Below are 22,281 nucleotides of genomic sequence, written 5' to 3'. Positions count from 1 at the left end.
CCTCACAAGGTGAGTCGATGGTCAGACGGTGAGAATGCGGATCACTGCGGGGAAGGCCATCAGGAGCATCACGAGCACCGCGAGCAACGCACCGGGCGCGGTCATCTTCTCGCTGGCGGCGTTCGCCTCGGCGGCCTGATCGGCCAGCAACTCCGCATTAAGCGCGGCGGTGCGGGCCCGCAGCGCCTTGTAGACGGCGGTGCCGTCGGTGGCCGAGCCGCGCATGATGTCGGCGACATCGTCCAGCACGGGCAGTTCGTACTCGACAGCCAATTCCGTGAGCGCCTGGTACGGCGGGATCTTCTCCAGCCGGGCCCGGCGCAGTGCCCCTTGCAGATAGAGGAACGGCCAGCCGCGGCCGACCTCGGTGGCCTTCTCCAGCGCCTCGGCGGGCGCGACGTCGGCGGCCCGCTTGAGGGCAACGAGATCGATGTAGGCGGACAGGGCGTGCGCGAACTCCTCCCGCGCACGCTTGGCCTGGTCCCGCACCGCGAGGTCGGGCGTGATGAACAGCAGGACCGCGATGATGAGGCCGACGCCGGCCGGCACGTAGAAGGGCAGGCTGACCCCGGCGATGATCCACGGGATGGAGGCGAGGGAGGGGCAGAGCAGACCGAGACCGGCCAGTGCGGACTTCTTCAGCATGAACACCCCCGGCCCCTGCCCGAGCAGCGCCAGGTTGGTCGTGGGGACCCGGACCCCGGGCAGGCGCTCCAGGCGGGCCTGCAGCCATCGCCCCCACCGCTCGTCACGGTCCAGCTCCGGCTCGGGCATGGTCAAGGCGGCCGGGGCGCTGCGCGCGAGCGCCGGCCCAAGCGCGGGCTGGGGCCGCAGCATTTCCCGGACCAGCAGCGCGAGGCCGGCGCCGACCGTGCCGCCGGACAGGACGATGGGGAGCAGGTTCACGAGGGGACTCCTTCCGTCTCCCGCGCCGCAGGAAGAGGGGCGGCGTCCGCTACGGGTGCGGGGAGCCGGACGGTGCTGACCGGGTCGGCGATCAGGAACCGCGGGATGCGGCGGAACAAGCCCAACTGCCGCATCAGGGCGAGCACGCCGACGAATCCCACCGTCAGCAGGGCCAGCACAAGCTGGCCGAGCAAGGTCGAGTACGGCCTGGTGTAGGACGGCACGAAGAACCCGGCGACCACCACGCCCACGGTGATGATGGTCATCCACCGCACCGTGGTGCGCGGCTTCGCACGGTCCGCCTCGATGGACCGCTTCCGCGCGACCTCATCGCGCACGGTGCCCGCGAGGTCCTCCAGTGCCTGAGCCAGGCCCGGGCCACGGTCGTTGACCGACAAGATGAGCGCCGCGACCACCTTGTCGGCGGTGACGTCGTTCAGTTCGTCGGCGAACGTCCTCAGCGCTGTCTCTGGCCGCCAGCCCAGACGCAGCCGGTCGGACAGGTTCACGATCTGCTCGGCGAGTTCATCGGGCGCACCTTTACGGCTGGTGATCATCGCCTGTTCCAGGCCCATGCCGAGGCGGAGCAGGCCGGCCAGACGCTGCGTCCACTCGCTCAGGGCCTCCAGCTGGCCGATGCGCTCCTGAGCGATCAGCGCCGGATTGATCAGCCAGGGCACACCGACCACGGCCGTACCGAGCAGCGCCCCGCCCACGAAGTTCCCGGAGACCAGCCAGACGACGACGAACACCACGACCGCCGCGATCGTGAGGGCCCGCCGGCGCAGCCGGGCCTCTTCACCCAGCTCGCCTCCGCTGCGCAGGGCCTGCCACCTACGCCACAGCGGAGCCCTACGCGGTGCCGTGGTGCCCACGGCACCTGTCACGACACCGATCAGCCCGCCGACCACGGCCATGCCGCACAACAGCCCAAACAGCAGCGTCATCGGCTCACCCCCACCTTCAACGGCAGCGGCGCCGACCACGCCTCGTACGTCTGCTGCAGCAGAGACGACTCGAAGCCGACCCGGCGCAGATCGTCGATGCAGCCCGGGTCCATCCGCGGTACCGCCCGCAGTTCTCCCCATTCGGTGCCGGGGGAGAAGATGGTGTTGGTGGCCGGGCGGCCGCTCTCGCCGATCCCGGTGAGCTCCAGGACGTGGGAGACGTAGCGGTGGCGGCGGCCGCCGATCTGCGTCTCGTCCGTCATGTCGACGTACACGATCATGTCGAGGCCGTTGGCGGTCTGCCGGTAGGCGAGTTGCTCGGAGAGGTTGGCCTGGGCGAGCGCGTACAGCTCGGCGATCCGGTCGAAGACGATGTCCGGACGCCGCGCGTGGATCGTACACAGGTTGCCACCCGACCCGTTCGTCAGCGCCTGCATCATGGCGACGACTTCCGGGCCGCGGACCTCGCCGACCACGATCCGCTCCAGCGACATCCGCAGCGCCGGGTGCATCAGGTCCAAGAGCGTGACCTCACCGGCGCTACGGCCAGTGACGTCCTTCTCCCCGTTGGACTCACGGCTCAGCAGGGAGACCACCTGTCGGTGGTAGCCGTTGGCATGACAGAACAATTCGTTCTCGGTCTGGACGGTGGCGAAGCGGACCTCGGGGTCGAACTCCTTGAGCATCGCCCGCAGCAGTGTGGTCTTTCCTGCTTTCTGCTTTCCCGCGATCATGATGTTCTTCTCGGCGCGGACGCAGGCGCCGAGGAACTCGCGCAGGATCGGGTCGATCGTGCCGAGCCGGACGAGGTCGTCGAGTCCGGCGTGGGAGACCCGGTGCCGGCGGATCACGGCATAGGTCTTCGGCCCGAGCCCGGTGATCGCCTGCAGACGGGAACCATCCTTCAAGGACAGGGCCAAAGTGGGGTTCGCGGTGGAGATGGTCCGCTCGTTGTGCCCGGAGTCGCGGGCCAACTCCCGCAGCAGTTCGAGGAGTTCCTCCTCGGAGTCCGCGATCGCCCCGACCATGCGGCGTTCGCCGTCGCCGTAGTCGAGCCACACCTCGTCGGGGCCCTGGATGATGATGTCCTCGACCCGTTCATCGTCCAGGTACGGCTGTAGGCGGCCGGCCCGGAACAGCAGGTCGTAGACGGCACGCCGCAGGACTTCGTCCTCGTGCGGCGTCATCGCGTTCGCGTCCGACCACAGCGCGACCGCCTCGTTGATCCAGTCCAGGCAGCGCTGTTCCTCGCTGGCCCGGTCCATGTCCGGGGAAGTCTTCAGCAACTCCTCGCGCTGCTTGGCGACCTGGGCCGCGATGTGCCGGGCCACTTTGTAGTCGACCATCACCTGCGGGACCTGAGTGCCGAGGACCTGGGTGCTGGAGGTGGCGGGACGCGCCGAGTGGGGCTGCGAGGGCTGGCGGGGCGGCGGGGGCACGCTGGGATCGGGGTGCAGAGGCCTGGCGCGCATGGTCACCTCCCCGCGGCGAAAGCGGCGCGCGGATCGAGACGGGAGCGACGTAGGGCAGCCCGTTGGAGCAGCAGATTGGTGCTGGTGCGGGCGGCCTTCATCAGATCCGACCGGGTGAAGCGGCGTGGCTGTTCGTTACCGTCGGACAGCACGCGGGCGTCTTTCGGCACATACGGCAAGGTGGCGACTACCGGCACCTGGAGGACCCGCTGTACTTCGCCTGCGGGATAGGGGCCTTCGTCGATCAGGATCAGCCCGACGTCACCGACGCTGTCCTCGAGCATCTTGACCCGGGCCTGGGCGGCTTGGAGGCAGCGCAGGGTGTTACGCACCACCACGAACACGGCATCCGCCTGCTCCGCCAGCACCCCGGAGCAGCCCGTGGCTCCGCGCCGGCCCAGGTCGATCAGGACATCGTGTCCGTGCTCGGCCTCGATGCCCCGGAACATCTGGGCCAGGCCCTTCCACACCGAGCTCAGACTCGCTGCCTGCGCGGGGTCGGTGATGCCCGGCAGCAGCAGCCGGTCGTGCGGCGACTGCTCGCCGTCCTCGCCGCCCAGGTCGATCAGCTGACGCCAGAACGACTCGCTGAACTCGCCCTGACGGGCCGCGACCGACAGGTTCCGCAGCCCGTACCGGTCACCGAGGCTGCCCTGCAGCAGCCCATGCAGCACAGCGCCACCGTCCGGGTCGCACTCCGCCAGGATCATCCGCCGGCCCGGCTCCAGCGGCCACGACAGCAGCAAGGCCAACGCGCTCGTAGTCACTCCGGGCGCACCGCTGCACCCGGCCAGCGCGATCACAGCCATCAGTTGCCGTCCGGGGCGGCGAGGACCAGGCGCAGCGTGCCCGCCGACACCCACGCGGCGGCCGTCGGCCCGTCCGCGCTGGAGGTGGCGACGTCGACGACGACGATCCCCGTGCCAGGGGCGGCATCGGACGCCTTCACCACCCGTCCGTCGATAGTCTCGGGCGTGGCACTGGACGTCTTGCCGGTGTTGTCTGTGGCGCCCTGCGCGGGCACGTGGACCAGCTCCACCTTCTGACCCGGCATCAGCGTGGTGGCCGGTACCTGTTCGGGCTTGAGCCCGATCGGCACCAATTGCTCCCCAGCCTTCACCAACGAGTCCTTCGTCACCTGAGACGTAGCCAGGAGAGAACCCGGCTTGAGCTCCACAGCGGCACGCTTGCCCACCACCGACTTCAGATCTGTGCCGCGCACGGCCTTGACCGTAGGGTCCAGGGCGACGGAAGCCTTGCCCAGGTCGTTCTCGGTGAGGACCTGGCCCACCTGGACGTCACGGACAACGGTCACCACATCAGTGCGGTTGCCGACCTGGACCAGCAGGACGGCAACGCCAGCCCCTCCAGCGGCGATCAGCGCCAGCGACAGCGCGATCACGCCTGGCCGACGCCTACGGGCCGACACCCGCGGGGGAGCCACCGGGCCAGCCGCACGCCCCTGCTGGGGGACTCCACGCGGGGCTATGTCTACACGTTCTTGGGTCTTGCTCACCGTTCTGTCCTTCCGGCGGCTCTACCTGACGACCTGTGCCTCGCCGATCGCTACCTGTTGCTGCGACTGTCTGATCGCCGTCAGTTGGCCTGTCTCGCCGCCACCGTTCACGTGCCAGTTCACCGTCCACGTGGCTATGGCGGCTACGGTGTACTTTCCGCCCGCCTGGGTGGCTGAGGTGCTGCTGTAGGTATGGCCACAGGTTGGAGACTCCTGCTTGCCGTACGAAGCGCTGTACGCCGTGCCTGGGCCGTTGCACGTGACCGCTGAGCCGTCGCCCATCTTCCAGTCAATGCGTGAGACCTTGGCGACCGCGGTCACCGTCACGCCGCCGGCCGAGGCACTCGCGGAATTCGGCCCGTAGGTGGTGGTGCTCTCGTGCACCCACATCCACATCGGCATGCCGATGAGGTACTTGCCGTTCGCGGCCGGGTTGGCGATGTCCGGCCCCAGGAGCGTCATTTTGTCCAGGGCCTGCTGCGCGAGCTGGGCGGGATCAACCGTGGCCACCGGTGCGGTAGCGGACCAGAACGTCTGCGAGGGTCCCATGAGACCCACGGCGCCGGCAGCAGCCTGCGCCAAGGGGCATATCCGGGTGTAGACGGCTCCGTCACCAGGACTGTGTCCGTCCCACAGTGGGCTTCCGGCCGGTAGCTGCGGGTCCATCTTCGTCACGATGCAGGGACCTGGCACGAAAGGCTGCTTGCCGCTCTTCCGCGGGGACGGCGGTTTGTCGTCGCTCGAAGCGGCAGATCCGCCGACACCAACTCCTACACAGACTTTGACGGACGCACAGGAACCGACGGTGGCCGACGGCGTCGGATCGGGTCCGGCCGCGACAGCACTTGTAGAGGTGCTCATGCCCAGGACAAACAGGGCGCTGGCCGCCCCGGCGAGACGTCTCAGCATGCCCGGTTTTCCGGCTTGTCCTCGAGCATGACCCACTGCTTCCCCCACCTCTCCGCAGTCACGATGCTCACGTACTTGGTGCGACGGCTCTTGGGCAGGACTACTTCACTCTTCGTCTTGGCGTCCAGAACCTTCCACAACGAGACGTCGATGCAGTCCGTGATCTGCGCCGACGGGACCTTCCTCTGCAGATCCAGGCTGGTGACCTTGGGATCGATACGTGGCTTGCCCTCGATGACCTGTCCCGCTGTCTTCAGGTTGTGCAAGTCGCTCTGGACCAGTCCCAGCGCATTGCCCTTGGCGTACCTCTTGAGATCGGTCCCGTCCATGCTCGCCTTCGAGTAGGCGATGACCCCTTCCTCCCAGTAGTGCCTGTAAGCGCTGATGACATCCTGCTTGGCGGCAGCTTCCGGATCGGCGGATGAGGTGGCGGGCGCAGGTGTGCTGGCTGTAGGCGAAGGGCTCTTGTCCGAGCTTCCCGAGTCGTTGCTGCTGCAACCAGTCAGTACGACCAGGCCTCCCGCGAGCAGCAGAGCAGGCACGTGCGTTCGGATGCGAACAGAAGCGCGCCTTCCCGGACGTCGCTGTGCACTGGTCATCAATATCTCCCCGTGTGCTTGATCTCATAGACCGGTGCTACGGTTGCCGCGCGGCAATCCTGCTTGACGGCCTATGTCAGCTGCGGTGATGCGTCTGTGTAGTCGCAGGATTGCGCTCGCAACGCTCAACTTCACAGCTTTGTATTGGAGTTCACTCGTACAACTTGGGGCGTAGTTGGTCACTTTCGCAACCAGTTGTCGATTTATGGCCCTTGACTGACTCGTTCTTGCTGGTGTATTGCCCGGCGTTTGTGCTGCTCATCGCCAATGGTGACCAGGGGGTGGATGTTGGAGGCCATGCTTCTGGCTGGCTGGGAATCGAGGGGGCCCTCGAACGTGCAGCCCTAGCCGGAGCCGACGAGGCCCTGAGTCTCCAACGCAATTCGGCCACGCAGCACGTATGCCAGAGTTCGGCGAAGCCGTCGCCGCCGCACAGGCCATGCAGGCAACGACCGTTGCCCGCCGCTCTGCTCAGCATGCGTCCCTCGCGCACGCCCGGACTGCAATCAGTATCGCGCATGCCGGAGACCGGCGGACGGCCCTGAGTTCTCTCGGCCGGGCCGAAGGCGCCCTAGGTGTATTGCCTTGAGAGGTTGGGTGGCACGGGGTGCGCGCCCGCGCCATTCATCTCTGGCGTGCGCGCCTATCGTGCGCCCGTGCCCGACACTGCCCCGCTCACTGCCTGTCAGGTCTGATTGTCTCCCGTTGGGCCGGACCCTTCTATGCTCTGCCTCGTACTTTGATCGAACTGGGGAGGGGTCTCGTGCGTCACCTTCGGCGTGGGATACGTGCTCACGTATGGGTGCTGGCAGCCAGCTTGACGTTGTCCGTGGCTGGATGCGGTGGCGGCAAAACGGTTTCTCACGCGGGCGGCGGTGCCACGCCAAGCCACGGGCGCCCCCACATCGGCCCGTCCCATACTGCCCAGGCCACCAGTCCCGGCCAGGGAAACGGCTGCGGGCTGACCGACACCAACCAGACCCCGCCCACCAGCACGCCCAAAGACGTCACCTGGCAACTCATCAAGGGCGATGCACTGCCCGCTTCACCGAGCGCCGGCCCGGGCAAGATTGAAGGTCCCATCGCCCGCTGCTACGCCCACACGCCACTCGGCGCACTGATCGCCGCCTCCCAGATCGGCGACCGGCTGGGTTTGGCGTCCAACCGCGAAGGAACCGAGATCCTCAAGCAACAAGCCGTCCCCGGCCCGGGCGTAGACAACGATCTCCGGATGCTGGCCGGGCCCGAGATGGGTGACGGCAGCAGCGACGGGCAACTGGCCGGCTTCCAGTTCGTCGACTACACCCCCGACACTGCCGTCATCAACCTCGCCAACCGAATGAACAATGGCACCTTCAACGTCGCAACCTTCACGGTGAAGTGGCTCGACGGGGACTGGAAAATCCAGATCCAGGCCAGCGGTGCAGACAGTTCCAGTGTCTCCCAAGTCGCGAGCCTGGCCGGGTACGTTACCTGGAGCGGCACCAACTGAGTGGCTGTCGAGGGCCTTGCCGAGTGCGGATGCCAGCGGACCGGGCAGCCGCCGCGGGTTCGCCGGCGCTCGCGCTTTGGTGGGTTCCCAGTCTATGAGCTCGTAACGCGATCATGATCGGGCCTTTCTTGGCGGCAGCAGCGGTTCGATCAGTGCCCACAGGTCCTCGTCCACGATCCACGGCCGAGTACTCACAGCATCACGAACGGCCGAATCATCAGAACGGTCACGCCCGACCAGGCCACCTCAACAAGATCGTGTTACGAGCTCGTAGCTTCGGGAGCGGGGGGAAAGGGCTCAGGGCTGCATGAGCGTACCGGTGTCGGTGTTCGCGCCGCAGAGGACGACGCACACCTTCTCCCCGTTGCCGGGCCGATAGCTGCGGCTCGGCGTCTTGCGCCGGGTCTCCAGGCCCGGCTCCCGAAGGTGCTGGTCGGCAGCGAGCAGGGCCGCCAGAGCGGTGGCGGCACCGTGCTCGACGGCGAGGCGCCGGTGGTCCCACAGTGCGTGGCGGGCGCTGATGATGTCCTCGTCGGACACGAGGACGGAGTGGACGCGGTCCTGCTGGGCGGCGTGCAGGGCCATGGCGGAGGTGCGGCGGGCGCCGAGGGAGTCGGCGGCGATGGACTGGACGGGAACGTCGACCAGGTGGCCGGCCTCGATGGCGGCGTTCAGTGCGCGGCAGTTCTCCGGCTCGACGGCGATGGTGCGGATGCCGTGGTGCTGGGCAGCGGTGGCCACCCCGGCGAACAGGCCGCCGCCGCCGACCCCGACCACTGCGGTGTCCAGGTCGGGGAGGCGCTGGTGAATCTCTTCCAGCAGGGTGCCGGCCCCTGCTGCGATCAGCGGGTGGTCGTAGGCGTGGGAGGGGAGTGCGCCGGTGGTGGCGGCGAACTCCTCGCAGGCGGCCAGAGCTTCGGCGTACTCGGAGCCGGCCAGGCGGACATCGGCACCGTAGGAACGGAGCTTGGCGACCTTCACCTCGGGTGCTGCGGCAGGCAGGAAGACGGTCGCGGGCACGCCCTGCTGCTGGGCGGCCCAGGCGCAGGCCAGGCCGGCGTTGCCGCCGGAAGCGATCGTCACCCCGGCCTCGGGTAGGGTGCCGGCTTCGCGGTGGGCCTGAATGAAGTTCTGGGCGCCGCGGGCCTTGAAACTGCCGGTGTGCTGCATGAATTCCAGGGCCAGCCACACCTGACACGGTTCCTCGGGCCGGTCATCGAGGGGGTCGCGGTGGCCGGTGCGGATCGCGCCCGGGTCGAGCGGTGCGAGGGTGACGGGGCGGATGCGCCCGGCGATCCGGTCCGTTGCGGCCTTGATATCGCCGTACGTGAGTTGGGGCACGCTATTACTCCTGCGGTGAGATGGTCATGACCAGACGATGAGCTGGCCGGTGGTGGTGAGGCCGAGGAAGACTGCGAAGGCGATGCGTCGGCCGGTGGGGTTCGCCTCCACGGAGTGGAAGTTGGCCGGGTTGAACAGCAGGGCGTCGCCGAGGCGCGGGGTCAGGCTGATGTGCTGGCAGTGCTCGACGGTCTCGGCCCGGTAGCCGTAGGCCTGGCGGTGCTGTTCGTCGGCAGGCTCCCAGCGGTGGCGCCACACGGTGGTCGCGCCTCCGGCATCGGGGACCGCGACCCAGACGTTGTAGGCGAGCTGCGCGACCACTTCCTGGTCGAACAGGCCGTCGGGGAACTCGCGGTTGATGTCGTCGTAGTGGACGAGCGCGCCGGCGTTGATCTCGCGGAAGGTGCCGCCGAAGACGGCGCGTCCACCGATGGTGGCCGGGGCGACGGCGGCGCCCCAGGCGGAGCCGAGGAGGGCGAGGGAGATGGCGATGGGGTCCGGGCGCATCCCGGCGCGCTGCCAGGCCGTCCGGGCGGTCTCCGCGTCGTGCCAGTAACGGTCGGCGTTCAGGCGGCCGTCGGGGGTGCGGTAGTCGTTCAGGGCCGGGCCGAACCGGACGATCGAGGTCGGCACACGGTCGGGGTCGTAGTCGGCGGTGGGCAGCCGGTCCAGTGCCGTCATCGCGGTCTGGCAGACGGTGGGGTCGAGGAAGTCGGGGACGCGGACGGCCGCGAGAGTGCCGGCGGCGAGGGTGGCCAGGTGCCGGTCGGTGAAGGACTCGCTGTCGAGGGCGGTGAACAGCGGGTCGAGAGCCGTGGTGCGGAACATGTCGCCTCCGTGAGGATGCATGAGCCTACCGTGACGGTACGCCGTACCGTACGCTGTCTCGCATGCCAAGGCGATCTGCTTCCCTGGACCGCGCGACGCCCGAACGCATCGCGGATGAAGCCCTGTTGATCGTGGATCAGGACGGGCCCCACGCACTCAGCTTCCGCACCCTGGCCGCAGCCTTGAACATCTCGGTGGCCTCGCTCCAGCGCCGCTGCACTGACCTGGCCGGACTGCTGGACCTGGTGACCGACCACCTCGCCGCCCACCTGCCGGACATACCGTCGGGCACCGACTGGGCCACGGCCACTGAAACGCGGTTCACCGCCCTGTACCAGCTACTGACGGCCCATCCCGGCCTGGTCGCCCTGCGCGGCGACCGACCCTGGCTCGGCCCGCAGTTGCTGAAGCGGCTCGTGGAACCGCAGCTCGCCGACTCCCTCGCCGCCGGTATGACCCCGACCGAGGCAATCACCACGTACCGGCGCCTCTACCTGCTGACCCTCGGCAGCGCGAGCTTTGTCGACCACCGCACCCCGAAGGCCGCCCAGGCCACCACACGCCGCGCACTGGCCGGGCTCGACCCCGAGGAATTCCCAGTGCTCACCGGGCACCTCACCGAGATTCTGCCGGCCGTGGTCGACCACGAGGTGTACTACGGCGCGCTCCGCCAACTGATCCAGGCCGCTGAGCCTTCCCGAGCTGCCGTCGGGAGGGAGCCCGAGTGACCACAACCGCCACCTCCAGCTCCTTAACCCGACCATTCGTGATCGAGGATGGCGTGCACGACAGAGTCACGCCACCGCCCGCCCTTAAAGATGTGCTCGCGGATCGTGCCCTCCTCGACCATGCCCGCGGCTGCCATGGTCTTCGCCGACGCCTCGTTGATCGGGGAGCGCGCCCCCCAGATGCGGTGAAGGCCAAGGTCCTCGAACCCGAGGCCCAGAAGAAGGCGTACGGTCTCAAGACCGTAGCCGACGCCCCACGCATCAGGGCGCAGCGCGAAGCCGAAGGTGGCTGCGCGCTGCTGGTGCGGGTCGAGGGCCATCCGCCCGAACCCGATCACTTCGTTCGTCTCGCGCTCCACGACGGCCAGCGCGTACTCGATGCGCGGCTCTTCCCTCGCCGAGGCAATGGACCGGGCCACGATGTGGGCGACCTGGTCGCGGGTGCGCGGCTCGAACGACAGGTGTTCCGTGGCCTCGGGGCTGCCGTAGATGGCGAGCACCGCGTCGACGTCCTCGATGGCGAGTTCACGGAGGGCGAGCCGTGGGCTGGAGCGCGTGACCGGGTGCATGCCCGGACCCTACCCTCGCGGCAGGGTCGGCCGACTGGCAGGGAACACCTCGATCTCCGCGCACAGGTCTCGTGCAGCGGCGGCATCGTGCGCGGGACTGCGCGTGAGGGCCTGGCGGACGCGCAAGGCGGAGACGACGATGCCGTTGTTGCGGTGCGAGACCGGGAGGTCCAAGACGGGCCGGATCGCCTCGGCGGCACCCTCGACGTTGCCACCGAAGAGGCGGATCAGCGCAAGGTCGCACTGAGACCCGGCGAGGTCTCCGAAGGCTCAGCTCCGGGACGTCGGATCGCTGAAACCCTGCACAGCTGTCTCGGCATGTGCCGCCAGCTGCGCGCCGCCATGGCCGAGCAGGGCCTCCGACTCCACCGCGTAGTAAAGCTGCTTCTCGGCGGGGTAGGTCAACAGTCCACCGAGTTGATCCAGGTCGTCGGGTACCACGCGCTCGCGCCTGTCGTCTGCCTGCTGATTGAGGGCCAGCACGGTATCTGCGTCGCCGAGGACGGCGGCAGCGCGTGCCTGAAGGCCCAGGAGCCAGAGGCCCACGGTGCCGTGCAGGTTCGCTGCGGTCTCCGCGCCCTGAGCCGCGTAGTGATAGGCGTCGCTCGGCTTGTCCGCCCAGTAAGCGATGAGCGACTTCAGGCCGTCGGTGAGCGCGATGAGTCCGGGGTGTTCGGCGTCCCGAGCGCACGCTGCGGCGACTCGGGTCATGGTCAGCGCCTGGTGTGGGATCTCCATGTCGTTGAAACCCTTTGCCACCAAGAACGAAAGCACGGCCGCTTTGACGTTGAGGTCACGGAGCTGCGAGGGCCGTACCCTGCCGCCCTCCAGCAGGCAGAAGACCTGGTTCTGGGTCTCCAGGAGGTCTTCCCAGATGGTGGACAGGGGCTCCCGCGGGTAGGCGACGACCAGACGCTGCACCTCGTCATCAAGCAGGCCAAGTGTGTCGTCGCCTACTGCCTCGCGGTCTTTTCCGAGCAGGAAGTCCTTTGCGCGTCGCACAGCCATCGCGCCCGTCCTTTTCATCTCGTTGAGGTCCACATCGGTGTCGACGCGGGGGTGAGTCGGTGACGCGCCGGCCAGCGGAACGAAGGTCGGCTTGGAGCCCTCGGGGACATCGGTCCAGAGGGTTTCGATGCTGTGGCCAAGCATCTCCACGATCACGGGCCGGAAGACCCGCTGCGGCTTGCGGCCCTCGTAGATCCATCCTTCGATGGTCTTCGGGGCAGGCTCTGCATTCGTCACTCCGAGTCGCGTCGCCGCCTTCCGATAGTGCGGAAGGAAGTCGTCAGGGGTCCGTACGCCTCTCTCTTCGAGAAGGCTCCGGGAGAACAACAACTCTGCCTCCCCATCACCACGCGCCGGGCAGGTCACCGCTCCGACGGTAGAAGGCTGTCTCAGTCAAGTTGCCCTCATACGAAGGTACTTATTGACTCCGAGGTGAGTCCGGGGGAAGGCCGAGGTTCTCCGTCAACTCGGCGCAGAAGACCGAGGTTGGTTAGGGGGTAGATCCGTCTGCACGCCGTTGCAACGCTCGTCACAGCCCTCGCTGAGAGTGCATGACCGAGCACAGAATTCAGGGAGTCCCCCGTGAACCCGCCCACGAACTACCCCGCCATCCCCGCCGCCGCGCGGCACCCCGACGAACTCCCGCTGTGGCATGGGTTGCCCGCCCAGCCTGCGTTCCCCGCCGAGGAAGCGCCGGCCGAAGAAGGGGGCGTGTGGTGACCGAACCCAGAGCCCTGGCGCCGGTGCTGCGTGGGGAGGCCCGGGTCCGCCGGGCGCAGGCAGAGCAGTGGATGCTCCAGGCCGCCGAGTCGTGCAACACGGCCGGTATGGAGTGGACGGATCAGGGCGTGGCCGTGCTGACCGCCGGGCGTGTGTGGGACGTCGTACGGGCGCCTTACACCGTCCTCTCGCGCGACTTCGACCGCGGCACCGACCCGCAGCAGCTGCGTCGCCGGGTGGACGCCTTGCAGGTGTCCGGGGCGGTGTTCTGCGACTCCTACCGGCCCTTCCTGTACTTCCTGGTGCCGCCGGGCACGGACCAGCACTGGCCGCACGACGGCGGCCCGGCCGGCGTGGAGTGCCTGGGCGGGACACGGCCGTACATCCACCACATCGGGGTGCCGCGCCTGGACTACATCTCGCCGCCCGGCCTGTTCTGGCTGGTGCCCCCGGACAACGGCGGCCCTCGGCTCACCGACCCGGCGCACCTCTACAAGGTGCTGCACGCCTTGAAGACGCAGCCGGTGATCGCGTGAAGCGCATCGACTTAGAGGGCACAGGCACTGCCCTCTTCGTGGCCGCTCACCTCGCTGCCTACACGCTGCTCGGCATGACCATCGCCGACGACGTTGCGGGTCCCATACGACCGCAGCCGCGCCGGATACACCGCTGAGCCACCCCGACCCGCCGCCCGAACAGGGCGTCTCATAGACCGGCGCCGGACGTGCGCGTTCCCCTCCCCCTGGCGCACGGCCGGCGCCTTCCATCTTCCGTTTCGTCACCGTGAAGGGAGCCCCCATGTCCGCACCGACACCACTCACCCACAAGGGCCGTCCCGTTCCCTACATCGCCTCCTGGAGCGGCGAGCAGATTCGGATGCCGCGCGTCCTGGTCACGTCCAGGGGGATCAGGCTGGCGGGGCGCCCGCGGGACCCGTCGGGGGTGACGTGGAAGCCGTTTCGGGACAGGCCCGGTGTGGGCGAGCCCATTTACGACCGCGTTCACCCCCTGCGGCAGCGGCACGTGATGCAGAACATGCTGTGCCAGGTGTGCGCCCAGCCCGTGGAACGCGACGAGCACGGCTGGCCGTGGCTGCTGGAGGACCACCGCGGCGAGCGGGGGTGGCCGGAGGACGAGGTGACGACGCACCCGCCGGTGTGCCCGGCCTGTCAGCCTGTGTCTGCGCTCCAGTGCCGACACCTGCGGGGCAACGTCGTCTCGGTCCGCGTCGGCCGGGTCCTGACCGACGGCGTGTACGGGAAGCTGCACCTGCCCGGCCGGCCGCCGAAGATGACGATCCTGTTCGTGGGTGACGCCCAGCTGCCGTGGATTCTCGGCGGGCAGGCGGCGGCGACTCTCGCGGACGTCACCCTCGTCGACATGCGCACCCAGGCCCCGGTGTCCCGAGAGGCGGTACGCCGATGACCGCCCTCGGGACGCCGGCCGCGCCACTGCGCGTCGACGCCGCCCGGATCCGCCGCACGTACGAGGCGGTCTTGCTGAGTCCGCGATTGCCGGCGGGCGAGGAAGCCCGCGCGCATCTCGCCGGGCTGCTGCGCGGGCACATGCGGCTGACCCTGCCCGGAGCAGAGGCGCGGCTGACGGACCTGCCGGTCGGCTTCGACTGGGAGACCGTCGAGCACGTCGTTGACAAGGCCCGCAAGGTGCTGGAGCGCCCGGTGCTTGGGGCGTCGTCGGCCGAGGACGTCTACGACCTGGCGACGATGTCCCGGGCGCTCCTCACCCTGCGTCAGTTCCCCTCCAAACGAGCCATCACAGACCCCTGCCCGGTGGCCGGGTATGCCACCGAGCCCCGGCCGTTGGGCAGGCCCAGCACATCCGTCCGTAGAAGGCTCACCGAGGAAGGAAGCCTCAATGTCTCAGGCCGAGTTGCCCGCTCCGGGCGTCCTCGCCGACGCCGCGAAGCGGATCTTGGGTGCCATCAAGCGCGACCGCGAGTTCCCTGCATTCCAGGCCGCGAGCCTGGAGCCCTCCGAGGACTGGCAGTGCTCCACCGGGTTCCCGGTCGTTGAGCGGTGGAACCTGGATGCTGACGCCGAGCCGCTGTTCGAGGAGGGCCTGCGCGCTCTGGCGCTCAAGGCTGCGGTGTACGAGGCCACCAGCGACGACCAGGCTGCGGAAATCGCCATCGCCGTCCCGGTCGACGAGATGACGCACGCGATGCTCGCGCAGGCGCAGCTGCTCACACGGATCGCGACACGCGTCGGAGCCGTCATCATCCACCAGACCAACCAGGAACACACCGACTACCGTGCCGGCGGGTACACCCACGAGTGCGACCAACTGGCATGGGGTGAGCCGCCGACCCGGTACTGGCTGGACCACGGGGAGGTGATCCGGCGCCGCGACGTGCTGGCCGGCCTGTACGCGAGCATCGGCATGGGCCGCTCTGGCCGGGAGCACAGCATCGACTTCGCCGCGGCCTAGCCGAGCGCGGCGCGTAGCACTGCCGTGATGTCCGTGTCCGGGTTCGAGGCGAGCAGGAATTCGGTCGCCTGTCGGATCACGTCGTCACAGACCTCCGGCGGTGCCGCGTCAAGCGCCGCGCGTACCCACGCGGGGACCTCGCCGGCCTCTACGGGCGGCGGGGTCTCCCACGGCAGCGGGAGGCCGTCGGTTGCGTACGGGGCGGCCGGCAGCCCGACCCGCTCGGGGTGCAGGCACACCGGTACGCCGGCCGCGGTGAACCGGTGGCCGGTCTTCGGGTCGAACGGGCAGTCGCGGGAAGGACGTTCCGCGGCATCGAACTTGCCGCCCGGGAGCCGCAGCGACGGGCACACGCCGCACACCGGCCTGCCGTCCCGCGCGAACGGCCCGCTCCGCTCCGTCATTCCTGCACCGTCTCCCGCCGTGTGGTGGGCAGCACGGTAGCCGAAACGCCCGCGCCGCCCGACCAGGGTGAACCTCCGGGCGGTGCGGACGACAGACCGTCAACCGATAGGAGAAGTCTGTGACCGACCTCGGAATGCTCACTGGCCCCAAGCAGACCCGCCGGGATCTCGGCGGTGGGGTGGGTTACGCGTTCAGCGGCCAGCACTTCGACGCCCCCGCGGACCTCGACATCGAGACCTTCACCAGCAGGCTCGCCGCCCCCCTCTCGGCGATCGTCCAGGTCACCAAGCGCTGCGACATGGACTGCGGGTTCTGCAGCGAGATCATGCAGAAGCCCGACCCCACCCTGAAGGACCTGGAGACGATGGAGGCCAACCTGGAAGGGGTTGCCCGGGTCTTCCTCAGCGGCGGCGAACCGCTCATCCGCCGCGACTTCATCGACATCGTCGACATGTACCGCGAGCGGCACATCGTCGCCGTGCCCACGAACGCCACCCACGGCCTTCAGCACGCCAAGGCCCTGGCTGGGAAGATCGCGTACGCCAACATCGGCCTGGAAGGGCCACGCGCCACGGTGCTGCGGGTGCGCGGCGACTACGACAAGCAGATGAAGGGGGTGCGCGCCCTCCAGGACGCCGGCGTCCCCCTCGCGCTCTCCTCGGTGGTGTACCGCTCCACCCTCTCCGCGCTGCCCTTCACCATCCAGATCGCCGACGTCCTCGATGCGACCAAGGTGAAGTTCATCCTGCCCCTGCGGAAGGGCAACGCCCTCAAGCTGCCCGAGCACGAGTTCATCACCCAGCAAGAGGCCGAGGACGCCTTTGCCCGGCTGAAGGAAGCCAGGGCCGAGCACATGTGGACCCCGGCCCTGCGCATGACCACGTGGACCCCGGAGAATGAAGGCCACATGATCGTCATCGAGCCGGACGGCAACGCCCAGGCGTGGCCGGTCTACGACGCCGAAGACCTGTGGGAGCCGCTGGGTAACGTGCTCCACGAGCCGATCAGCGCGATCTGGGAGCGCTACCGCTTCAAGAAGAACCACGTCTCCAAGTACGTCGGCCGGTCCATCCACACGGTCCTCCAGGGAGCATGAGGTGCGGCACCTGACGAACCTCGGCTGGGCGGACACCCCCTTCGGGCCGAGTACCCGCCCCGTGCAGAAGGCGACGCTCCACCTGGGTGCGCTGGCGATGCTGTGGGGCGATGATGCCGGTGACCCGGTCATCATGGGCGCGTCCCTGGTGGTGGTACCCGTGCACCGCACCCGGTCCCTTCCGGTCAGCGCCGACCTGGTGAACTTCGGGTACCGCGTGATGCTGCCCGAAGGACCCGGCGACAACGAGCAGATCCTGACGGAGATCGACAGCATCCTCGTCCAGGGCCGCCGCGACGCCCAGGTACTCGCCTGGCACAGCGGCGGCGACGACCTCCACGTCCTGCGGCAGCTGCCCCGCCCCGAAGGCGCCGCCCGGCTGGCGGGTGTCAACTCGGTCGCCGAGGCCTGGAAGGACCGGGCCACCCGTAAGCGAGGCATCGCCCGGTTCGTCGACACCTCCCACGACCTGGAGCCCTTCGGGCTCATCAGCGGCACCGCACAGCATCACGGCCTGGTGCCGCTACCGGAGTTCGCCGGCGGCCGGCAGCAGGATGCCGCGCAAGCGGCGTGCGAGAAGCTGCTGCTGGGCGCGTTGTCCGAGGACAGCGCCGAGTTGCTGGCCGCGAGCGTGCTGTGCTCTGCCTTCACGACCGCCCTGCTCGGCGGCAAGGCGGCCGAACGCCTGTACTGGGACGGTGAATTGGACGTCCGGGACGCCGTCGCAGCGGTCGCCTGGGACATAGCGCCGTCCGTGTATCAAGGCATGCCGTAATCCAGCAGCCGGTAGCGTCCGACGGGGCCGTGCGCGCCGGGTGCGCGGCCCCGTCCAACGGCAGGAACACCCACATGATCATCAAGAGCAGCTTGTCCACCGCACGCGCGCTGGAGCCCCACCCCTGCGCTCCGGGACCGTGCGGATCGCGTCCATCGACGTTGAATGGACGAAAAACTACCGGATCAAGAACGGCCAGCGGCCCTTCTGCTACAGCGTCGCCTACCTCGACGTGCCCGCCGGCAGTACCGCGGACCTCACCACCGTGCCGTTCGAGTGGACCAGCGTCTACGTCGAAGACCCGGGAGAGATGGACGCCCTGATCCGACACGCGGCGGCAACCGTGACCGCGGCCGCCGACACGGCCACCATCATCACCGGCCACCAGTTCTGCGCCGACCTGTCCGTACTTGAGGCCAACGCCCCCACCGACGCGACCCCCGCCCTGCAACGCGCCCGCAGTCAGTGGAGACAGCGCCGCGACGCCGACCCGGACACCGGGCACTACCTGGACACCCGCTACGACGCCGACCACATCCTGACCGGCACGTCGCGCCGCCTGGTCGACGTGTGCACCGAACTCGGGCTGGACGTCACCCAGCCCGAGCTGCTGCGGGTGTCGATGCCCGCCTGGCACCGGCGATGGCTCGAGGACGGCGAGACGGAAGGCCGGGAGCGCGTGAGCGTCCTGAACCTGCGCCACTCCGTCGCCACCGCCTACGTCGCCGCCCGCACCGCCGACCTTGCCCAGTGGCCGGCCAGCGGGATGAACGTCAACCGAGCCATCGCCGACGGCGCCCGAGGCGCCTGGGACTGGCTCGACAACCCGACCTTCACCGCTCTCCTGGAGGACACATGCCCATCCGCGACTGCCGCGTTATCGCCGTCGAAGGCACCCAGGCGGCAGGCAAAACCACGTTCGTCCACGCGCTGACCTCGCACCTGCGCGAGCGGAGCATCAACGTCAACTGCACCGGCGAACCCGCCCGGGTCAGCCCCTTCATGGAGGACATCGTCCTGAACGGCAAGGGCGACTTCGACCTCGTCGCCGAGCTGGACCTGCTGGCACAGCACTTCACCGTGCCCCTGCGCGCCGCCCGGCACCACCAGGTGCTCATCACCGACAAGACCCCCGCCAACGTCCTCGCCCTGGCCGGCCTGGTCCTCGACCCGACCGAGCCGGGCGTCGCGGCCGTACTCAGCGCCGCCGAAGTGCTGTGCCGGAGCTGGATGTCCCTCGCCTACGACGTCGTCCTGTACTGCGAGGACCGCTACGACCAGAAGGCCGGCGGCGACCGCATGCGGGAGAAGGTGCTGGGTCTCCAGGACGAAGCAGCCGAGGCGATCTACCAGGCACTTCGCTTCAGCACGGTGAAGATCCTAAAGGTGCCCATGGATCTCACGGTCGCCGAGCGTGTCCAGTGGGCGGTCGAGCGCGTTGTCGAGATGGGGCTCCTCGCGGCGTGATCCCGACTAGAGTCCCCTACCGGTAAGGCGCACCACCGGCCAGAGGACTAGCACAGTGCCCCAGCTCCCCGTGAACGACGTGATGATCATCCTGGAGCACGACGGAAGCGTATGTCTCGCCGAGCGGCAGGGCACCGGCTACGCCGACGGGAAGCTGAACCTCCCCTCCGGCAAGGTCGAGCCCGGGGAGGACGTGTTCGACGCCGTGATCCGCGAAGCGTTCGAGGAGATCGGTGTACGCATCGAACGCGACGCCCTACACATCGTCCACGTCATGTACTTCCGCAACCCCGAGGGCGAGACTCGGGTCGGCTGGTTCTTCGTCGCCTCCCACTGGGAGGGCACGCCCACCAACATGGAGCCCCACAAGTGCGCCGGCCTGGAGTGGCATCCCGCCGAGAACCTGCCGGAGAACACCGTCCGCTACAACGCCCTCGGCATCCAGCACTGGACGAAGGACGAGCCGTTCTCCAGCCACTGGCACGACTGGCAAGACGCGATGGAGTAGGAGAGGCATGGAAGACATGTGGAACCGCGTGGGGCAGCTGCGGAAGTGGCTGGACGAAGCTGCCCCGGCCGACGCAGGGGACGTCCGGCTTCTCCGAGTGCTCAAGATCGGGGAGGAGTACGGGGAGGTCGCCGAGGCACTGCACGGGGCGCTCGGTGCCAACCCGAGGAAGGGGGTCTCCCACTCGTGGGCGGACGTCGAGAAAGAGCTGAGTGACGTCATCGTGACCGCCATGGTGGCCCTGACAACGATCAACCCGGACGCGGAGAAGGTATTGGACGGCCGGCTCCAGCACCTCGTGGAGCGCGTGGCCGCGGGCTGATCTTGCCCGAACACAAGCTCCTGTGGCCCTGAGTGCGCGGCGAAGGAGCCCTGACGCACACGACGCCCCCGCCTGACAACCAGCCGAACCAGCGGGCCGTGCAGGAGCCGCCATGATGCTGAACCTGCGACGCTGATCAAGCTATGAGTAGGCGGAGGCCGAGATCTGCTGTGTCGAGGTCGGCAAGGTCGCTGTTGCGCTTGGCCCACCGGCCGGAGTCGAGGTCGTCGCTGAGGCCTTGCACAGCCCGCTGCTCGGCCTCCGGCCCGACCCTCGTCCACACCGACGACGCACGGCGCACAGGATCCTCCAGATACGCCGCCGGTCGGCGCCAATACGCCTCGAACAGGCCGTCAGCGCAGTCCCACGGGATGGGCACCGGCTCCACGCGGGCGCCGATCGCGTCGGCCATCCCAGCAAGCGAGGGAAACTCCGTGAGGACGGCGGCGAACTCGGGCAGGTAGTCGCGGGTAAGCCAGAACCGGTCCTGCCATCCGGGCTCGTCGGTGTCGAACGTGAGCACCACCACACGGCGGGCCACGCGCCGCATCTCGCGCAGCCCCGCTATCGGGTCCCCCCAGTGGTGAACGGTGGAGACGGCCATCGCAACGTCGAAGGACTGGTCCGCGAACGGCAGACTCTCCGCGGCGGCGGCCACACACGGCGCCGAGCCGGCAGGCCGCTGCCCCCGCATGACCGCCGACGGCTCCACCGCCGTCACGTCGCGATCAGCAGGCTCGTAAGATCCGGTGCCGGCCCCGACGTTCAGTACCGTCCGCGCATTCCCGAGCGCGTCCCAGATCTGCGCGGCGATCCGCGGCTCGGTACGCCGTGTCACGGTGTAAGCGCCGCCGATCGCGTCGTACAGCCGTGCACCGAGCACCTCCAGCTGCTCCTCCGGTGTCACCATCAGTCCCTTCGCCCGTGCCTCAAGTTCCCTGTCAATGGCCGCCACCATGGCGTCAGCGCGATCACGCCGCTCCAGCAGCAGGCCGCGCAGCCGGTGAGCCCCGGCCCACGCAAGAGGCGCCCGGCCAGGCGCCCGCCAGCACGGCGGCGTACCCGAAGTGCACGCAGGCCTCTCCGGCGGCGGCAGGTGGACGACCGGATGGTCGGTCTCCTCGTGGCCGCGGGCGTGGTGATCGCTGTGGTGGTGACCGTCGTCAACTGGCTGCTGGCCCACTGGTGGAACCTGGCGGTCGTCGGGGTGCTCGCTTGCTGGCCGGCGGCGGCTGGCTCTACCAGCGGCAGCAGAGGGCACGGTGGGGGCGGGCTGGCAGTAGGCGAGGAGGATCATCCGGAGCTCCGCCATGCCGCACGCGCGGTTCGACCATGCCATCCGGTCTCCGAGCGGCCAGCCGTCCTGTTCATCCCACTCTTCGCGGGAGACAAGTTGTCTGCACATCGGGACGTCGTGGATCACGTGCGGCATGGCGGGGGTTCCTTTCCTGGTGTGTCGTCAGATCGCCGGGCCCGCCTGCCGTTTACGCGGCTTTGAGGACGGGCCGGGGCAGGGGCACATCGTATGGACGCCGATGGGTCGCCTCGTGGAGGAGCGCGAGGATCACGTCACTGCGCCTCAGTCCGCACAACCTCGCGGCGTCCGCGAAGTTCGAGTCCCGTGACAAGCCGGGCGTGGTGTTGACCTCCAGCGCGTGGACGTCGTCGGTCTCGGTGACGATGAAGTCGACGCGGGCGCCACCGCGCAGCCCGAGCACCTGCCACAGCCCCATCCCCCCTGGACGGCGGCCCGCGTGCGCCGAGATCCATATGCAGCTTGCCGAATACGAAGCGCCCAAGAACACCGCTTGACCAGCCCTGCCAACCACGGCCCGTAGTGGGTGGCCGAGGCTTCGCTTATAACGGTCGCCGTACTCGCTCAATCAGCCGTACCCAGGAAGTGTGCACCTTAGCCACGCATCCATCCATTGGAGCGATGCATGCCGCTCACTGCCCAATACGCGGCAATCATGTGCATGTTGTGAGGCTGTCCGGTGGTGGTCAGCGGATCGCCGAACAGCCCTAAGCTGCACACTTCGATGGGAGAGCTTCGTGGCCGTAACTCAGCCCTGTCCGGCGCGCTTGCGCACGTGGTGCTGCCAGCGACCCAAGAACCGACAGACTCTTCAATAACCTGGCAACACCATCAACACCGCGCCCATCACGTTGAGCCTCCTAATGCAAAATCTGGTTGAGGGTGCGCGCTCGAGGGGAGACAATCCGGG

26 protein-coding genes and 1 pseudogene are annotated in these 22,281 nt (G+C 68.6%); 13 read left to right on the top strand and 14 right to left on the bottom strand.

Annotation, left to right across the window (positions count from 1 at the left end):
• Positions 1 to 21 precede the first annotated feature (21 nt).
• From AB5L52_RS03875 to AB5L52_RS03845, 7 genes are all read right to left on the bottom strand, one after another.
• A complete protein-coding gene (locus AB5L52_RS03875) occupies positions 22 to 906 on the bottom strand; it encodes a type II secretion system F family protein (protein WP_351579593.1) in 885 nt (294 codons plus the stop codon).
• Positions 903 to 1,853 carry a type II secretion system F family protein gene (locus AB5L52_RS03870; protein ID WP_369362630.1) on the bottom strand — a complete coding sequence of 317 codons (951 nt, stop codon included), beginning with the start codon at positions 1,851 to 1,853 and terminating at the stop codon, positions 903 to 905. Before AB5L52_RS03870 ends, AB5L52_RS03875 begins: the two co-directional genes overlap by 4 nt.
• Positions 1,850 to 3,325, bottom strand: coding sequence for a CpaF family protein (locus tag AB5L52_RS03865; protein ID WP_369362629.1), 1,476 nt, complete (start codon positions 3,323 to 3,325; stop codon positions 1,850 to 1,852). Before AB5L52_RS03865 ends, AB5L52_RS03870 begins: the two co-directional genes overlap by 4 nt.
• 2 nt (positions 3,326 to 3,327) lie before the next feature.
• Positions 3,328 to 4,134 (bottom strand): hypothetical protein, encoded by an 807-nt coding sequence (locus tag AB5L52_RS03860; protein ID WP_369362628.1) that lies wholly within the window; start codon positions 4,132 to 4,134, stop codon positions 3,328 to 3,330.
• Positions 4,134 to 4,727 carry an SAF domain-containing protein gene (locus AB5L52_RS03855; RefSeq protein ID WP_369362627.1) on the bottom strand — a complete coding sequence of 198 codons (594 nt, stop codon included), beginning with the start codon at positions 4,725 to 4,727 and terminating at the stop codon, positions 4,134 to 4,136. Before AB5L52_RS03855 ends, AB5L52_RS03860 begins: the two co-directional genes overlap by 1 nt.
• A 135-nt stretch (positions 4,728 to 4,862) precedes the next feature.
• Positions 4,863 to 5,507, bottom strand: coding sequence for an ATP/GTP-binding protein (locus AB5L52_RS03850; RefSeq protein ID WP_369368803.1), 645 nt, complete (start codon positions 5,505 to 5,507; stop codon positions 4,863 to 4,865).
• Positions 5,508 to 5,743: 236 nt separating this feature from the next.
• On the bottom strand, positions 5,744 to 6,292 hold the full coding sequence (locus tag AB5L52_RS03845) for a hypothetical protein (protein WP_369362626.1): 549 nt from the start codon (positions 6,290 to 6,292) through the stop codon (positions 5,744 to 5,746).
• An 859-nt stretch (positions 6,293 to 7,151) separates the two neighbouring features.
• On the opposite strand from AB5L52_RS03845, the gene AB5L52_RS03840 reads away from it, so the two are divergent.
• Positions 7,152 to 7,841 carry a hypothetical protein gene (locus AB5L52_RS03840; RefSeq protein WP_351579575.1) on the top strand — a complete coding sequence of 230 codons (690 nt, stop codon included), beginning with the start codon at positions 7,152 to 7,154 and terminating at the stop codon, positions 7,839 to 7,841.
• Between the two features lie 297 nt (positions 7,842 to 8,138).
• Here the strand turns inward: AB5L52_RS03840 and AB5L52_RS03835 are convergent, their stop codons facing one another.
• Positions 8,139 to 9,182: a threonine/serine dehydratase gene (locus AB5L52_RS03835; RefSeq protein ID WP_369362625.1), complete on the bottom strand. Its 1,044-nt coding sequence runs from the start codon at positions 9,180 to 9,182 to the stop codon at positions 8,139 to 8,141.
• A gap of 24 nt (positions 9,183 to 9,206) precedes the next feature.
• The gene (locus AB5L52_RS03830; RefSeq protein WP_369362624.1) at positions 9,207 to 10,010 is read right to left on the bottom strand and encodes a proline hydroxylase; all 804 of its coding nucleotides are present in this window, start codon (positions 10,008 to 10,010) and stop codon (positions 9,207 to 9,209) included.
• A gap of 62 nt (positions 10,011 to 10,072) precedes the next feature.
• Between AB5L52_RS03830 and AB5L52_RS03825 the strand changes: the two genes are divergently transcribed.
• Positions 10,073 to 10,738: a TetR/AcrR family transcriptional regulator C-terminal domain-containing protein gene (locus tag AB5L52_RS03825; RefSeq protein WP_369362623.1), complete on the top strand. Its 666-nt coding sequence runs from the start codon at positions 10,073 to 10,075 to the stop codon at positions 10,736 to 10,738.
• A gap of 23 nt (positions 10,739 to 10,761) precedes the next feature.
• Here AB5L52_RS03825 and AB5L52_RS03820 read toward each other — a convergent pair whose 3' ends face one another.
• Together AB5L52_RS03820 and AB5L52_RS03815 are read right to left on the bottom strand one after the other, a co-directional pair.
• Entirely contained in the window at positions 10,762 to 11,307 is a 546-nt protein-coding gene (locus AB5L52_RS03820; protein WP_369362622.1) for a GNAT family N-acetyltransferase, read from the bottom strand.
• Positions 11,308 to 11,577: 270 nt separating this feature from the next.
• A complete protein-coding gene (locus AB5L52_RS03815; protein ID WP_369362621.1) occupies positions 11,578 to 12,552 on the bottom strand; it encodes a hypothetical protein in 975 nt (324 codons plus the stop codon).
• A gap of 345 nt (positions 12,553 to 12,897) precedes the next feature.
• Here AB5L52_RS03815 and AB5L52_RS03810 point away from each other — a divergent pair, with 345 nt between their 5' ends.
• From AB5L52_RS03810 to AB5L52_RS03790, 5 genes are all read left to right on the top strand, one after another.
• Complete coding sequence (locus AB5L52_RS03810) at positions 12,898 to 13,035, top strand: hypothetical protein (protein ID WP_351579560.1); 138 nt, start codon at positions 12,898 to 12,900, stop codon at positions 13,033 to 13,035.
• Positions 13,032 to 13,571, top strand: a complete 540-nt coding sequence (locus AB5L52_RS03805; protein ID WP_351579557.1) for a hypothetical protein — start codon at positions 13,032 to 13,034, stop codon at positions 13,569 to 13,571. The genes AB5L52_RS03810 and AB5L52_RS03805 overlap by 4 nt, the downstream gene beginning before the upstream one ends.
• 262 nt (positions 13,572 to 13,833) lie before the next feature.
• Positions 13,834 to 14,460, top strand: a complete 627-nt coding sequence (locus AB5L52_RS03800) for a hypothetical protein (protein ID WP_351579554.1) — start codon at positions 13,834 to 13,836, stop codon at positions 14,458 to 14,460.
• Entirely contained in the window at positions 14,457 to 15,068 is a 612-nt protein-coding gene (locus tag AB5L52_RS03795) for a DUF6415 family natural product biosynthesis protein (RefSeq protein WP_369362620.1), read from the top strand. Before AB5L52_RS03800 ends, AB5L52_RS03795 begins: the two co-directional genes overlap by 4 nt.
• The gene (locus AB5L52_RS03790; RefSeq protein ID WP_351579548.1) at positions 14,968 to 15,483 is read left to right on the top strand and encodes a hypothetical protein; all 516 of its coding nucleotides are present in this window, start codon (positions 14,968 to 14,970) and stop codon (positions 15,481 to 15,483) included. The genes AB5L52_RS03795 and AB5L52_RS03790 overlap by 101 nt, the downstream gene beginning before the upstream one ends.
• Here the strand turns inward: AB5L52_RS03790 and AB5L52_RS03785 are convergent.
• Positions 15,480 to 15,887 carry a hypothetical protein gene (locus AB5L52_RS03785; protein WP_351579546.1) on the bottom strand — a complete coding sequence of 136 codons (408 nt, stop codon included), beginning with the start codon at positions 15,885 to 15,887 and terminating at the stop codon, positions 15,480 to 15,482. The two genes, AB5L52_RS03790 and AB5L52_RS03785, sit on opposite strands and share 4 nt — an antisense overlap.
• A gap of 119 nt (positions 15,888 to 16,006) precedes the next feature.
• Here AB5L52_RS03785 and AB5L52_RS03780 point away from each other — a divergent pair, with 119 nt between their 5' ends.
• The 6 genes from AB5L52_RS03780 to AB5L52_RS03755 all read left to right on the top strand — a co-directional run bounded on the left by AB5L52_RS03780 (position 16,007) and on the right by AB5L52_RS03755 (position 20,056).
• A complete protein-coding gene (locus AB5L52_RS03780; protein ID WP_351579543.1) occupies positions 16,007 to 16,984 on the top strand; it encodes a radical SAM protein in 978 nt (325 codons plus the stop codon).
• A gap of 1 nt (position 16,985) precedes the next feature.
• Positions 16,986 to 17,759 carry a hypothetical protein gene (locus tag AB5L52_RS03775; RefSeq protein ID WP_351579540.1) on the top strand — a complete coding sequence of 258 codons (774 nt, stop codon included), beginning with the start codon at positions 16,986 to 16,988 and terminating at the stop codon, positions 17,757 to 17,759.
• Positions 17,760 to 17,898: 139 nt separating this feature from the next.
• Entirely contained in the window at positions 17,899 to 18,693 is a 795-nt protein-coding gene (locus AB5L52_RS03770; RefSeq protein ID WP_351579538.1) for a hypothetical protein, read from the top strand.
• Positions 18,615 to 19,226 carry a hypothetical protein gene (locus tag AB5L52_RS03765; RefSeq protein ID WP_369362619.1) on the top strand — a complete coding sequence of 204 codons (612 nt, stop codon included), beginning with the start codon at positions 18,615 to 18,617 and terminating at the stop codon, positions 19,224 to 19,226. The genes AB5L52_RS03770 and AB5L52_RS03765 overlap by 79 nt, the downstream gene beginning before the upstream one ends.
• Positions 19,227 to 19,281: 55 nt before the next feature.
• On the top strand, positions 19,282 to 19,734 hold the full coding sequence (locus tag AB5L52_RS03760) for an NUDIX domain-containing protein (protein ID WP_369362618.1): 453 nt from the start codon (positions 19,282 to 19,284) through the stop codon (positions 19,732 to 19,734).
• A 7-nt stretch (positions 19,735 to 19,741) separates the two neighbouring features.
• A complete protein-coding gene (locus AB5L52_RS03755; RefSeq protein WP_369362617.1) occupies positions 19,742 to 20,056 on the top strand; it encodes a MazG-like family protein in 315 nt (104 codons plus the stop codon).
• A 136-nt stretch (positions 20,057 to 20,192) separates the two neighbouring features.
• Here the strand turns inward: AB5L52_RS03755 and AB5L52_RS03750 are convergent.
• Positions 20,193 to 21,083: pseudogene (locus AB5L52_RS03750) on the bottom strand (class I SAM-dependent methyltransferase); the annotation flags it as partial.
• 457 nt (positions 21,084 to 21,540) lie between these two features.
• The gene (locus tag AB5L52_RS03745) at positions 21,541 to 21,789 is read right to left on the bottom strand and encodes a hypothetical protein (protein WP_351033925.1); all 249 of its coding nucleotides are present in this window, start codon (positions 21,787 to 21,789) and stop codon (positions 21,541 to 21,543) included.
• Positions 21,790 to 22,281 lie beyond the last annotated feature (492 nt).

This window comes from Streptomyces sp. CG4 (genome assembly GCF_041080655.1).
Taxonomy (GTDB): domain Bacteria; phylum Actinomycetota; class Actinomycetes; order Streptomycetales; family Streptomycetaceae; genus Streptomyces.
The sequence above is the reverse complement of the archived record's forward strand: the minus strand, read 5'-3'. Positions and strand labels throughout refer to the sequence as shown.

Bases quoted from the DNA above. Each gene is read 5' to 3' on its own strand.
- AB5L52_RS03830 (WP_369362624.1), bottom strand. From the start codon at position 10,010: ATGTTCCGCACCACGGCTCTCGACCCGCTGTTCACCGCCCTCGACAGC.
- AB5L52_RS03755 (WP_369362617.1), top strand. From the start codon at position 19,742: ATGGAAGACATGTGGAACCGCGTGGGGCAGCTGCGGAAGTGGCTGGAC.
- AB5L52_RS03785 (WP_351579546.1), bottom strand. From the start codon at position 15,887: ATGACGGAGCGGAGCGGGCCGTTCGCGCGGGACGGCAGGCCGGTGTGC.
- AB5L52_RS03765 (WP_369362619.1), top strand. From the start codon at position 18,615: ATGCCCATCCGCGACTGCCGCGTTATCGCCGTCGAAGGCACCCAGGCG.
- AB5L52_RS03825 (WP_369362623.1), top strand. From the start codon at position 10,073: ATGCCAAGGCGATCTGCTTCCCTGGACCGCGCGACGCCCGAACGCATC.
- AB5L52_RS03795 (WP_369362620.1), top strand. From the start codon at position 14,457: ATGACCGCCCTCGGGACGCCGGCCGCGCCACTGCGCGTCGACGCCGCC.
- AB5L52_RS03860 (WP_369362628.1), bottom strand. From the start codon at position 4,134: ATGGCTGTGATCGCGCTGGCCGGGTGCAGCGGTGCGCCCGGAGTGACT.
- AB5L52_RS03820 (WP_369362622.1), bottom strand. From the start codon at position 11,307: ATGCACCCGGTCACGCGCTCCAGCCCACGGCTCGCCCTCCGTGAACTC.
- AB5L52_RS03870 (WP_369362630.1), bottom strand. From the start codon at position 1,853: ATGACGCTGCTGTTTGGGCTGTTGTGCGGCATGGCCGTGGTCGGCGGG.
- AB5L52_RS03850 (WP_369368803.1), bottom strand. From the start codon at position 5,507: ATGGACCCGCAGCTACCGGCCGGAAGCCCACTGTGGGACGGACACAGT.
- AB5L52_RS03745 (WP_351033925.1), bottom strand. From the start codon at position 21,789: ATGGGGCTGTGGCAGGTGCTCGGGCTGCGCGGTGGCGCCCGCGTCGAC.
- AB5L52_RS03800 (WP_351579554.1), top strand. From the start codon at position 13,834: ATGTCCGCACCGACACCACTCACCCACAAGGGCCGTCCCGTTCCCTAC.
- AB5L52_RS03865 (WP_369362629.1), bottom strand. From the start codon at position 3,325: ATGCGCGCCAGGCCTCTGCACCCCGATCCCAGCGTGCCCCCGCCGCCC.